Origin of the sequence: Ruminococcus sp. 1001136sp1 (assembly GCF_039841815.1) — a bacterium.
Classification (GTDB): domain Bacteria; phylum Bacillota; class Clostridia; order Lachnospirales; family Lachnospiraceae; genus Blautia_A; species Blautia_A faecis.
In genome coordinates this window covers 104,630-116,944 of record NZ_JBDPGY010000001.1, presented here as the reverse complement: position 1 = coordinate 116,944, position 12,315 = coordinate 104,630, and the positions used below count along the sequence as shown (strand labels likewise).

9 protein-coding genes and 1 tRNA gene are annotated in these 12,315 nt (G+C 42.5%); 5 read left to right on the top strand and 5 right to left on the bottom strand.

The genetic code is table 11. From position 1 onward, the window contains the following. The first annotated feature begins 176 nt into the window (after window positions 1-176). Window positions 177-734: a C40 family peptidase gene (locus ABHC48_RS00585; RefSeq protein WP_195698965.1), complete on the top strand. Its 558-nt coding sequence runs from the start codon at window positions 177-179 to the stop codon at window positions 732-734. Between the two features lie 853 nt (window positions 735-1,587). Here ABHC48_RS00585 and ABHC48_RS00580 read toward each other — a convergent pair. Then, window positions 1,588-2,748 (bottom strand): transglutaminase domain-containing protein, encoded by a 1,161-nt coding sequence (locus tag ABHC48_RS00580; protein WP_195698966.1) that lies wholly within the window; start codon window positions 2,746-2,748, stop codon window positions 1,588-1,590. A 320-nt stretch (window positions 2,749-3,068) separates the two neighbouring features. On the opposite strand from ABHC48_RS00580, the gene ABHC48_RS00575 reads away from it, so the two are divergent. Then, on the top strand, window positions 3,069-3,206 hold the full coding sequence (locus ABHC48_RS00575; RefSeq protein WP_195698967.1) for a hypothetical protein: 138 nt from the start codon (window positions 3,069-3,071) through the stop codon (window positions 3,204-3,206). A 175-nt stretch (window positions 3,207-3,381) separates the two neighbouring features. Here the strand turns inward: ABHC48_RS00575 and ABHC48_RS00570 are convergent. From ABHC48_RS00570 to trmB, 4 genes are all read right to left on the bottom strand, one after another. Further along, window positions 3,382-3,454, bottom strand: a tRNA-Lys gene (locus ABHC48_RS00570). Window positions 3,455-4,034: 580 nt separating this feature from the next. Beyond that, window positions 4,035-7,520, bottom strand: coding sequence for a DEAD/DEAH box helicase (locus ABHC48_RS00565; RefSeq protein ID WP_195698968.1), 3,486 nt, complete (start codon window positions 7,518-7,520; stop codon window positions 4,035-4,037). 16 nt (window positions 7,521-7,536) lie between these two features. Continuing rightward, window positions 7,537-7,698, bottom strand: a complete 162-nt coding sequence (locus ABHC48_RS00560) for a hypothetical protein (protein WP_195698969.1) — start codon at window positions 7,696-7,698, stop codon at window positions 7,537-7,539. A 65-nt stretch (window positions 7,699-7,763) separates the two neighbouring features. Continuing rightward, window positions 7,764-8,417 (bottom strand): tRNA (guanosine(46)-N7)-methyltransferase TrmB, encoded by a 654-nt coding sequence (trmB, locus tag ABHC48_RS00555; protein ID WP_118579347.1) that lies wholly within the window; start codon window positions 8,415-8,417, stop codon window positions 7,764-7,766. 503 nt (window positions 8,418-8,920) lie between these two features. On the opposite strand from trmB, the gene ABHC48_RS00550 reads away from it, so the two are divergent. The 3 genes from ABHC48_RS00550 to ABHC48_RS00540 are packed head-to-tail and all read left to right on the top strand — an operon-like array spanning window position 8,921 to window position 12,273. Continuing rightward, complete coding sequence (locus tag ABHC48_RS00550; protein WP_118579350.1) at window positions 8,921-9,241, top strand: hypothetical protein; 321 nt, start codon at window positions 8,921-8,923, stop codon at window positions 9,239-9,241. Continuing rightward, window positions 9,241-10,284, top strand: a complete 1,044-nt coding sequence (locus ABHC48_RS00545) for a V-type ATPase subunit (RefSeq protein ID WP_118579353.1) — start codon at window positions 9,241-9,243, stop codon at window positions 10,282-10,284. Before ABHC48_RS00550 ends, ABHC48_RS00545 begins: the two co-directional genes overlap by 1 nt. An 18-nt stretch (window positions 10,285-10,302) precedes the next feature. Beyond that, window positions 10,303-12,273, top strand: a complete 1,971-nt coding sequence (locus ABHC48_RS00540) for a V-type ATPase 116kDa subunit family protein (RefSeq protein WP_195698970.1) — start codon at window positions 10,303-10,305, stop codon at window positions 12,271-12,273. Window positions 12,274-12,315: the final 42 nt, after the last annotated feature.

Here is a 12,315-nt window from a genome sequence, read left to right as displayed (position 1 = left end):
TTAGTTGGGGATGTCATGGGGAAGTTGTTGGATTTCACGGAAAAGGCGATTTTTTTATTTGTGGGAGCAAAATTGACGGTAATAGATTGTTGTGATATTATGCGTAATTGTTACATATGCTTAATATAAATGTAACATTTTGAAGGGCGATTTTATATAAATTGAGAGGTGTATGAATGTTAAAAAATAAAATGAAAAAACTGATCTGCGGAATGACAATGTGTATAACGGTCTGTTCTCAGATGATTTTTCCACAGACCGCGTTTGCAGCGACTAAGGCTGCTGTGGAAAAGGCGGGTGAAGCATTTGTAGCTGGGATGACAGAGACTGCAGAGGCAGAGGAGGTACTTTCTGAGGAAGAGCTTCGTCAGCAAATCGTGGATTTTGCGCTGCAGTTTGAGGGAAATCCTTATGTTTACGGTGGGACAAGTCTGACAAACGGGGCGGACTGTTCTGGGTTTGTAATGTCTGTGTTTGCACAGTTTGGCTATTCACTGCCCAGAGTAGCAGCAGATCAGTATAATCAGTCAGTGAAAAAAAGCGTGGGAGACCTGGAGCCAGGAGATCTGGTTTTCTATGGAAGCGGAATCAGCCATGTGGCACTGTACATTGGAAATGGACAGATTATCCATGCAAGTACATCTGCGTCTGGAATCAAGATTTCCAACTATGATTATGAGGCGCCTGTGGGAGTAGGAACTTACATTGAAGCGGACGGCTTCTTTAGTGAATAAGAGTGAGGGAGCGGAGCATTTGATAAAACGGATATGAAATCCGGTTATCCTGTTCTGACATTTACAGCCGGGGAAGGTTTCCCCGGCCTTTTTGTACAGTGACGGGAGTCTGCCACGTTGTTATTCGCTGATAACATTCCGCGAGGTGCTTTTTTGAACAAGGTTCGCAGAAAACCCGAGAATTGCGGCGCGAAATTATGCAAAGCATGATTTTTGTGCATTGCGAAGCTTGTTACTGTGAAGGTTGCGAACGGTAACCATGCCACGATACAAAGGGGAATGGTGAGAGAATAAAATTGATTTGTGTGTATTTTGTAAGGTATTGTAAATACGATATTTTGCAAGGAAAAATGTCGAAAAGTGTTGAAATTAGCAGATTGCACAAAGACTTTAAAAAAATGTGGATAGGTGAATTAATAGATAGAAAGTTTTCCACTTTCAAAAATATGAAAAAATGTTGAAAAATCAAGTTATGCACAAAGTTATCCACATTATCCACATGGAAAAGCATGTGGATGAGTTGATTTACATAATGGGAATCGAAACAAATGTTTTGGTTATTGTTATGAAAATGTAAAATTCGACAGAAATCGGCAAAAAGGTATTGACTTTTACAAAATCAAAATATTATAGAATATTCGCGGAAAATATTACAATTAGAGATAAAAAACATAAAATGTCTGACAAAATAAATTGTTCATTACAGGGCATATTTTGTCTGAAGCTCCGAAAAACTATAGAGAAGTTACAATGAGATTCTGGTAAAATATGGAATTATATTAAGAAGCCCTTTGCGGAGAAAATTTCCTCTACAAAGGGCTTTCTTTATAATGTTTTTGATATTATTTTGGCGTTACTGAAAGATATGATTTTTCTTTGCCTGTTTTAAGGTTTTTTTATACCAGTAGTAATCGCCCTGACCTTTACTGTAGTTCTGGATTTCTACGTCTACATCGTAGTAATATTTTTTACCATCTACGATGGCATAGTTCCAACTGTGGCCGGCTCTGGTGCCATCCAGATTCTTATAGTAGCCGTTGCAGACACCGGCATCTACGCCTACGTGGTTGCAGAGGATGACAAAGATTGCGGCCTGGTCGCTGCAGACTCCGCCGCGTTTCTGCATATAAGGAGCCATAAAGGATGACCAGGAGGAGCCACCGAAAATAAGTTTGCCGTTTTGGTAGTTCTGGAGAGTCTTTTTCTTGTAGTTTTTAATCCGCTTCTGGGCTTTGGTGCTGGTGAGATCGTAGTAATTTTTGGCTTTTACAAATTCATCGGCGTGTTTATGCTTGAAGTTTACAGTCATCCAGTGGTAGATACGTCGAACTTTTTCATCCTGGCTCATAGTGAGCTTTATTTTGGCTGACTGGATCATTTTTTCTGCCATGTAGTCTACAGTATCGACTCCGGTGTATTCTGGAATTGTGGTGGAAGCTGCGAGGCCTTTGCTTCCGGATGGGGCTTTGGAAGATACTTTAAAACTTTTGGTTTTGGTGACAGATTTTATGCAGATCTGGTCTTTTTCTACATAATAGAAAAGCTCAACTTTGTAAGTACCATTTGATGCGTAGGCTGTGGGCTTTTTCCCAGCTTCATTTCCTTTTGAGGGTTTTCCGTTCCAGTCAAGGCGAATGGTTTTATGGTCAAAAGAAGTGACCGGATCGCCCCAGAAATTTGTTCCGCCAATGTTTTTGTATGTTTTTTCATAAACATATTTACCAGATTTGTTTAGAATCCTAAGACGTACATTGATGGCTGTGCCCTCAAGGTCCTGTTCGGTGTTAAATGATACTCCGGCACGAATGGAAAGATAGTTTCCTTTGCTTGGATGAAATCCTTTGGAGCTGATGCCTGTGAGCAGGCTGTCTACTGACATCTGGATTTCATCTGGATTGATCGTATCCGTTTCTTCCTCTGCTTTTACATTCTGTACACTGAACAGGAATATTATTGACAGCAACAGGAACGTGCTTAAGCAGATGTTTAAAAATTTTTTCCCTTTTTCAAGCATTTCTTTTCCTCCTATGTTTTCTGATCTTCTTTAATTTTGGGTATAACCTGAAGTTTGTTCATTTTTGCAAAAGCAGCTTCGACCTCTTGGACGATACAGAAAAATTCTAATATGAGTATATTGGTTTTATTTAAGAGATTCAAGCTTAAAGTAATATTTTTCAAACACGCTCTAGGTTTCTGAAAAATTGGGATAGAAAAATAAAATGTATTCATGCAAAATAGGGCATAAGGAGGAAGGGATTTTTTACTTTACAAAAGATAAATATCGGAGTTTTCCGAGTTAAAGAAATTGATGAAGACGATAGCATATTTCAGCAATTGATGGAGGAATATAGACTTATCGGGGAAAGACTGGAGAAAGAACTTCTGGATGTGGGAAAAGAGAAACACTATCGAGATCTGATTGAATTGATTGACAGAATTGCAGATTATATTTTCAAGGAATCCCCCGGGTGAAGAAAGGAATTGGTGAGATTATGGGTGGACAGGTATTGGAACTGGAGTCGGAACGATTGGAGAGATTGATTAGAGAAGGATGTGAAGCGGCAAGAGTTGATTTTACTGGCTTTAAGGGCACAAAAAAACACCGTCCCCGCGGCAATCGCTTTGTCCGCAAAAACAGTGCTTTCAGTGCGCCTTCAGGGGTTCGAACCCTGGACACCCTGATTAAGAGTCAGGTGCTCTACCAACTGAGCTAAAGGCGCATTTCCTATTTCGTTGATTTGTTATTTCCTCAACGCAAGATGTATTATATATCAAGTGTAGGACAAAAGTCAATAGGAATTTTATAATTTTTTTAAATTTTTTCGAAAACTTTTACGATTGCTATTTAGTGTGTTGGTCATTATTCCGGACGCGATTTCACAATGTATATTCACCGCCGCGCGTCGCAACGTTCCGGCAAGCTAATGACTAACTGCGACTAAGACGCTCAGGAGAGCCTTCGCGCCTAAGTCTCCGTAAGTCATGGATCTCGCCTCCACTAAAACCGCTCCTGAAATGCGCGGCTTGCGAATATACATTGCAAAATCGCTGGTTATTGGAAAGAGAAGAAAGAAACAATAACGACAACAATGGGGGTGGGGTGAAGTAGTTGGTATCCCGCAACTTTATTGTTTTTTGCCAATCTATCGTTGTCAAGAAAGTGTAGGGAAACCAATCACTCACCCACCCCTCTTCATTAAAAGTTCTTATCAACCAGCAAGTCCCAGCCAGTACACATTGTCCAAATGCGTCCGCATTGAAGAACTTTTAATCAACTAAATAGCAATAGTACCTTATTTCCTACAACAATTCCAGAATATCCTCCCTGCTCATACCACTCAGCTGTCCCATATCACCGCTGATGATCTGCTCTGCCAGATCCTGCTTTGCTTCCTGGAGCTTCTGGATCTTTTCTTCGATGGTATTGCGGGCGATGAGCTTGTACACGGTAACTTGCTTTGTCTGTCCGATACGGTGGGCACGGTCAGTGGCCTGATTCTGGACAGCCTGATTCCACCAGGGGTCATAGTGGATAACCACATCTGCACCTGTCAGATTCAGTCCAACGCCGCCTGCTTTTAGGGAAATGAGAAATACAGGAGTGGTATCAGAATTGAACTGTTTCACAAGCTCCTGTCGTTTCTGCTTGGAGGTTTCCCCAGTGATGATGTAATAAGGAATCCCCTCTTTTTCCAGTGCTGCCTGAAGAAGAGCCAGCATGGAAGTAAACTGGGAAAATAAAAGCATACGGTGCCCACCATCAATAGCACTCTGGATCAGCTGCATACAGCTCTCAGCCTTGGCAGATTCACCGCGGTAATTTTCAAAGCAAAGAGAAGGAGAGCAGCAGATCTGTCGCAGCTTCGTCAATTCAGCCAGAATCCACAATTTGCTCTTATTAAATTCGCCCTCGTCCTGCTGGGCAATTTTTTCCTTCATATGTACAACCTGGGCATCATACAGCTTCTGCTGTGCATCCTCAAATTTCACGTAACGGACTTCTTCCAGTTTTTCAGGAAGATCCTTCAACACATCCTCTTTCAGACGGCGAAGGATAAATGGAGACACCATTTTCTGCAGACGGGTCATGGCAGACTCATCGTCGTTCTTTACGATCGGAGTTTCAAATTCCTTTTTAAAGGAATCATAACCGTAGAGAAATCCCGGCATTAAATAATCGAAAATGCTCCAAAGCTCACTGAGGCGGTTCTCAATTGGTGTTCCAGTAAGTGCGTAGCGGGTCTGGCTGTGGATCACCTTTACAGATTTGGCTGCTGCTGTTGTGTGATTCTTGATATACTGTGCCTCATCAATGATCTGGTATAAAAATTCTTTTTCCTCATATTGGTCAATATCTCTTTTTAAAAGATCGTAAGAGGTGACCAGAACATCGAAATCTGAGTACGTCTGAAGCTTCGCCTGACGTTCGGACTGACTTCCTGCGATCAGTGATACCTTCAGCTGTGGGGCAAATCGGGCAAGCTCTTCACCCCAGTTGAAAACAAGGGCAGCAGGAGCTACTACCAGGGATGTGCCGGTTTTTCCTTCAAGCTTCGCTGCAAGAAGAACTGCGATTACCTGTAAGGTTTTTCCAAGGCCCATATCATCGGCGAGAATTCCGCCAAATTTCCATGCTTCAAGGGTACGCAGCCATTTGTAACCGTTCTTCTGGTATTTTCGCATGATCCTGGAAAGACTTTCCGGTTCTTCAAAATCGGCATCGTTAATGGTTTTGAAGCCTTTTACGATTTCACGGAAATGACGGTCACGGTTGGCATATATGTTTTCGTTGCTCTCCAGCATCTGATCCAGATATAAGGTGCGGTATGCCGGAATGTGCATTTTTCCTTTGACAAATTCCTTTGGGGTGAGATGAAGGGTTTTCATCAGTTCTGCCAGCATTTCCAGGTTCTGCTCCTGAAGATTGACAAATTCGCCGCTTTTCAGCTTGTAATATTTTTTCTTCAGCTGATAGCTTTTCAGGATATCCAGAAGCTCCTGGCTGGAAATATCATCCGTGGAAATATTCAGATCCAGGAGTCCGCCGGATACGGACACACCAACGGAAACCTTTACAGTCTTTAAGGTGTGTCTGCTGCGGAAACGGTTGGTGCAGCGTACTTCGCCAAGCTCCATGAGGGCGGCAGTTCCAGACTCCATGATCTGATAGCTAAGTTCTTCGTCATGGTTGCAGTGAAGTACGTCAAAGTCGGGATCATAGTAAGGCAGCCATTCCATGGTCTGATCCAGCACACTGTTTTCCAGAGGAAAGTCACGGAACTGCTGGTCCGGGGAGATATCCTCATGAAGTAAAAGCTTTCCTACAGAGAATTCTCTTTTTCCATAAAAGGCGCTTACCTTGCAGATAACGTTATCGTTTTCCATGTCCAGATAAAATACGAAGTGTGCTTCAGGCGTGAGGTACTGTCTGAATTTCTCCGGATTTTCCTCCGTAATATCCGCCACTTCCTGAAGCTGGGGCAGCACATTGTGATAAAAATTGGACAGTGTATTACGCCCCATCTGGAAGTGGAATTCTCCATTTCTGGAAAGCGCTGTCAATGGACGGACCTTCTCCATAAAGGCCGGTTCGGTTTTACAGAAGCTGTCATCCTGGATAAAGTATGAAGAGTCCATACCCTGAAAAAGCTCTGGGATGTATCCCTTTACTGTGACACCGTCAAATTGCTTTTTGTCCTTAGAGGCATCCAGAATCCGTATGGAAATCCGTGGATTCCCTGTTTTGCAGTGAAGCTGGGCTTTTTTACGGGCAGCATCCGGAGTTTTATCTTCAAAATCTATTTTATCATTGCAAATATTGTCATAAAAACTGTCCAGACGCCAGCCAAAAAGATCCAGAGAATTGCCAACATTAAATTTTTTTGGCAAATAGATGCCGGAATTCTGGATTTTGTCTACAAACTGCTCTTCCTCGCGGACGATCCGGTCAATATAGCGGATCCATTTGCGGCTCTCCTCTGTGAAATCCTGCGTTTTGTGGCTGATCTGGGTGCTGGTTCCATACTGAACGGTCTCACCGTTGCGAACCTGACGGCAGAAGTCATCCAGTTTTTTTACCACGAACATTTTGGAAGTTCCTACCTTAAAAGAAACGGAAAGCTTATTGTCATTCTGTGTCAGTCTTGGAACCAGGGAAACACTTGCGGAAACATGGGCTGGTGTTTCTTTCTGGTCATTTTTGAGCTGTCCTCTGCGATAGGAGTTTAGCAGATAGTCTCCGTTCATGTCGGTGGCATCCGAAAAATTGCTGTGGTTTACATAATCACGAATATAGAAGGCAAGTGCAGCTGTATACTGGCACCTGGAATTATCAGAATACCAGCCCCAGTATTTTCTGTGGCATTCCGGGCATCCGCATCTTGCATAAGTAACTTCCTCGTGAGAGAAAAGAAGGGTGACGCCGAAGATATCTCTGCCAGTCTGGAAGGTTGCTTCAATCTGGCCAAGGCGCTGACCGTTCATCCTGTCGTAGCCGCAGGAAATATCTGTGACATTCATTTTCTGCTGGCGATAGATGGATTCCCCGTTTTTTCGGTCTTTGGGGGCAAGCTTTAGGGATTCAAGAATTTTGTCGCCGTCAAAGTAGCTGTAATTTTCCAGCTGCTGGATATTTCCTTCTAATGAGGAATCGTCGTCTGCGTCACTGTCATTCTGGGAACCGCCAAGGAGCTGGTACGTTTCGTTACGCTTTTGTTTTTCCAGCTCTTCCTGACGTTTGCGCTCTTCCGTTTCTTTCTTTTTCACTTCTGTCGGAGAATTTTTCATTTGTTTGGCTTCCTTTTTATGATTTTTCTTTGTTGTTTTTATCCTTGGGAAACATGCTGTCCAGCAGTTTGGACAGTTCGTTGGCATGCTTCTTTATGCCGGAGAAGGGATTGCTTCTGTTTTTATGTTCATAGCCAAATTGAGCAGCAAATTTTTGCAAAGATCTGGTTCGCTTCATATAAAAAACTCCTGCCAGATATTTCTTCCTTATAATATGAAAAGAAATACAGCAAGGTGAAATATTTAACGACGAATGATCATCTTACAGATCGGATTTCCCATAGAGGAAAATTTTTCCTCATATTCGGTCATTACATTTCCAATCATCATTTCTTCGTTATGGTGGAGGTCAAAGGTGTGAGCTTCCAGTTTCCATCCTGCTTCCGGGACTTCTTCCAGGGAAAAGTCGAACAGACCGCGGTTGTCAGTTTTGAACTCGATGGTTCCGTCTTCTTTCAGAATCTTGTCGTAGCGGGAAAGAAACTCCCGGGAGGTAAGGCGGCGGGAAGCGTGGCGAGCCTTAGGCCAGGGATCAGAGAAATTCAGATAGATTCTGGAAACTTCGCCTTTTTCAAAAACTTCGGGAAGAAGTCTTGCATCCATGCGCATGAATTTTAAATTAGAAAGCTCCTGTCCTTCTTCTGCAAGGGCTTCTTTCTTCTGAATGGCACGAAGGAGTACGCTGTCATACATTTCGATTCCGATATAGTTGATCTCCGGATGGAGCTTCGCCATATCCATAAGAAAGCGGCCTTTTCCCATGCCAACCTCCAGATGGACAGGCTGATGCTGTGGGAAAACCTTGTCCCAGTTTCCCTTATTCTCCTGGGGATTCTGGATCACGTAGATACTTTCTGCAATTGCGTCTTTGGCGCCTGGTATATTTCTAAGTCGCATAGGTTCCTCCTGTAATTATATTTATAGCTGTATGAAACTGATTCCGGCTCTTTGCAAAAGTTTACCGGGTGGTAAAAAATGCTTGTCAGAATCAGCTGAAATTGTATTCATTCTTAACAAAACTACTATACATGATTTCCTGCTTTTCCGCAATAATATTGATATCGTGATTTTTCAAACACATTCTATGTCAGGGGGAAAACGCAAAGTTCTTTTAATTGAAAAAACTGACTAATTTTGACTGAATATGAAATGCGTCAATAAGAAAAGTAAACGGAAAAATGTGGGAGAACTCTGTATAAATATGCATTTTCTTCCTATTTATAATTAATACGTGTACCTAGTATAAAATTTCGATATGACAGGAATTGATAAGATCGTTAATTTTTAGTCAAAACATCTGGAATTGTATTGAATTTTTGTGAAAATTTTAGGCAAAGTTTGACTGGTATTTTCATCAAAATGGGTGTAAGATACTTAAAACTTGAAAAAGGAGGGGAAAAATGGAACAGATAATCGGTAAGTTATCCGAGATAGAGACAACTGCAGAGACCATTATGAAGGATGCACTGCAGAAGAAGAAAGCTCTTTCAGCTGAGATGGAAAGGCAGTCCAAGGAATTCGACACCCAGCTGGAGAAACAGACAGAAGAGCAGATTAAGGAAATTCGCCGGAATCTTGAGGGTGAGAAGGATAAGCGCCTGTCATCCCTGCGGGAAGACACTCAGGCTGCCTTAAGTCAGCTGGACGCTTACTATGCGAAGAATCACGAACGCCTTTCCAGAGAAATTTTTGAAAAGATCATTCAGGAGGAAGTGATGTAATGGGAAGCGTTCTTTCCTACAGCGGAATTTCCACGAAAATACGCGCTATGAGCAGTCATCTGGTGACAGATGAACAGCTTCAGGAAATCGTCCGCTTTTCGGACGTTCCACAGGTAGCCGCTTATTTGAAGAAAACGCCGGAATATGCGAAAGCATGGTCAGACCTTGATGAGAATAATCTTCACCGAGGTGAGATCGAGAAGCTTCTGAAGAAATCCATTTTCGGAAATTTCTCCCGCATTTACAATTTTGCAAACAAGGAGCAGCGCAAGTTCCTGGCACTTTATTCCAAGCGCTACGAAATCCGTGTTCTGAAAGAGATCATGACAAATCTCTTTGATCACAGAAGCACCGATCCTGTGGATATGAGTCCTTACCGCGACTTTTTCCTGCACCATTCCAAGCTGGACATTGACAGAGTGGCAGGTGCCGGAAATATGGATGAGTTCATGACAGCCCTGAAGGGCAATGAATTCTATGCTCCGCTTCAGAGCGTATATGAGAACGGCAATGGACTTTTATTTGACTACGGAATGGCTCTTGATCTTTATTATTTTAATCAGATCTGGAGTGTCCGCAAAAAGTTATTCAAGGGAAACGATCTGGACGAGATCACCAAGGCTTATGGGGAGAAGTTTGATATGCTGAATCTGCAGTTTATCCTGCGATCCAAGCGTTATTACAAAATGGAGCCGGCAGCCATCTACGCACAGCTGATTCCCGTGAATTATAAACTAAAGAAAGAAGAAATCACAGCTCTGGTGGAAGCTACCAGCAAAGAAGAAGGTGAGCAGATCTTTTCCCGTACCTGGTACGGCAGGAAATATCAGCAGCTGAACCTGATCTCCATGGAGGAGCTTTATAATAGTCTGCTCCGTACCGTGCTTGAGAAAGAGGCTCGCAAGGATCCTTATTCAGTAGCTGTTTTGTATTCTTATCTTTACCACAAAGAGCATGAGGTAAACCGTCTGACCATCGCACTGGAGTGTGTTCGTTACCAGGTTGATCCGGACGAGGCAATGCATTATGTTCACAACAATTAGTAACCCGGAGGTAGCAATGTGATTGAGAAAATGAAATTTGTCAGCATTACCGGGCCAAGAGAGGATATCGACCGAGTTGTAAATAATTACCTCAGCCGGTATGAGATTCATCTGGAGAATGCTCTTACTGAGCTCACAGATGTGAAGAATCTTTCTCCTTATCTTGAAATCAATCCTTATAAAGAAGCTTTAAGCACAGTCGGAAGCTTCTATGAAGAGGTTGAGAACCCGGAGCAGGCTTCTGCGAAGAAGCTGCCAATCGAAAAAGCTCTCTCTTTCGTACAGCAGATCAAAGATGAAGCGGATGTCCTTAACAAGACCCGTCAGGAACTGGAAGAGAAACGTGATTCTCTGTCAGAATCACTTCGTATTATCTATCCGTTCCGAAATGTAGACTTTGATGTGCAGTCAATCCTGAAAATGCGTTATATTCATTATCGCTTTGGACGGATCGAGAAAGATTATTTCGATAAATTTAAAACATACATTTATGATAATCTGGATACGATTTTCATTAAATGTGATGAAGATGACCGTTATATCTGGGGAATTTATTTTGTTCCCGTTCATGAAGCACAGCGAATTCATGCCGTATATTCTGCTATGCACTTTGAAAAAATCTTTGTACCGGATCAGTATGATGGAACTGCCAAAGCTGCATACACAGCACTTGAAGCGCAGTACAAGAAAACAATTGCAGATCTTGATGCAAACAAAGCGGCAAGAAAAGCTTTCTTCAGAAAAAATGCATCCGACATTGTTTCCTGCAAACATACACTTTCCCAGTTTTCACGGAACTTTGATATCCGTAAACTGGCAGCATGCACACATGGGGACAATAAGGGAGAGGCAGCAGCCGATTATAAGCCGAAAGAACCATTTTATATCCTTTGTGGCTGGATGACAGAGGAGGATGCTAAGGCTTTCCAGAATGATATTTCCGGAGATTCCCGTATTTTCTGTCTGATTGATGAGAATGAGCAGGAGGATGCCCATAAGACACCGCCTACCAAGCTGAAGAATCCCAAGCTTTTCAAGCCATTCGAAATGTACACCAAAATGTATGGCCTTCCGGCTTATGGAGAGATGGATCCAACCTGGTTTATCGCCATTACTTATTCCTTTATTTTCGGCGCAATGTTCGGAGATGCAGGACAGGGTCTGGTTTTATTGATCGGCGGATATCTTCTTTACAGATTCAAGCATATTGATCTTGCCGGAATCATCAGCTGTGCAGGTATCTTTTCCACATTCTTTGGCTTCATGTTCGGCAGCGTCTTCGGATTTGAAGATATTATAGAGCCTGTATGGTTAAGGCCTATGGATGCCATGATGAATGTGCCTTTTATCGGAAAACTGAATACCGTATTTATTATCGCTATTGGCTTTGGTATGGGAATCATTCTTCTGTGCATGATTTTTAATATTATGAATTCCCTGAAAGCAAAGGATACAGAGAAAGTATGGTTTGATACCAACTCTGTTGCAGGCCTTGTATTCTATGGATCCGCAGTGATTGTAATTGCATTGTTCATGACAGGCCATAAGCTTCCTGGCGGTATTGTTCTTTGCATTATGTTTATCCTTCCGCTGCTTGTAATGTTCTTAAAAGAGCCTCTTACAAACCTTGTGGAAAAGAAGCCGGCAGCTTTTGAAGGCGGTGTGGGAATGTTTATTGTTCAGGGATTTTTCGAGATGTTCGAAGTCCTTTTGAGCTATTTCTCCAACACACTTTCTTTCGTGCGTATCGGAGCTTATGCAGTCAGCCATGCAGCTATGATGCAGGTTGTACTGATGCTGGCCGGTGCTGAGAACGGAAGCCCGAACTGGGTAGTGATTGTTCTCGGAAATATTTTCGTATGCGGTCTTGAGGGTCTGATCGTTGGTATCCAGGTACTGAGACTTGAGTATTACGAGATGTTTAGCCGTTTCTACAAAGGAAGCGGAAGAAAATTCGAGCCGTTCCGTTCTGACGCGGAGGCAAAGTAAACTGCCGCTGGTAGTGAAATATTTATCAAATGTCTCTGTGAA

What these genes read in the sequence shown, in the direction of transcription:
- ABHC48_RS00585 (WP_195698965.1), top strand. Translation starts at nt 177, where the DNA reads ATGTTAAAAAATAAAATGAAAAAACTGATCTGCGGAATGACAATGTGT.
- ABHC48_RS00580 (WP_195698966.1), bottom strand. Translation starts at nt 2,748, where the DNA reads ATGCTTGAAAAAGGGAAAAAATTTTTAAACATCTGCTTAAGCACGTTC.
- ABHC48_RS00565 (WP_195698968.1), bottom strand. Translation starts at nt 7,520, where the DNA reads ATGAAAAATTCTCCGACAGAAGTGAAAAAGAAAGAAACGGAAGAGCGC.
- ABHC48_RS00560 (WP_195698969.1), bottom strand. Translation starts at nt 7,698, where the DNA reads ATGAAGCGAACCAGATCTTTGCAAAAATTTGCTGCTCAATTTGGCTAT.
- trmB (WP_118579347.1), bottom strand. Translation starts at nt 8,417, where the DNA reads ATGCGACTTAGAAATATACCAGGCGCCAAAGACGCAATTGCAGAAAGT.
- ABHC48_RS00550 (WP_118579350.1), top strand. Translation starts at nt 8,921, where the DNA reads ATGGAACAGATAATCGGTAAGTTATCCGAGATAGAGACAACTGCAGAG.
- ABHC48_RS00545 (WP_118579353.1), top strand. Translation starts at nt 9,241, where the DNA reads ATGGGAAGCGTTCTTTCCTACAGCGGAATTTCCACGAAAATACGCGCT.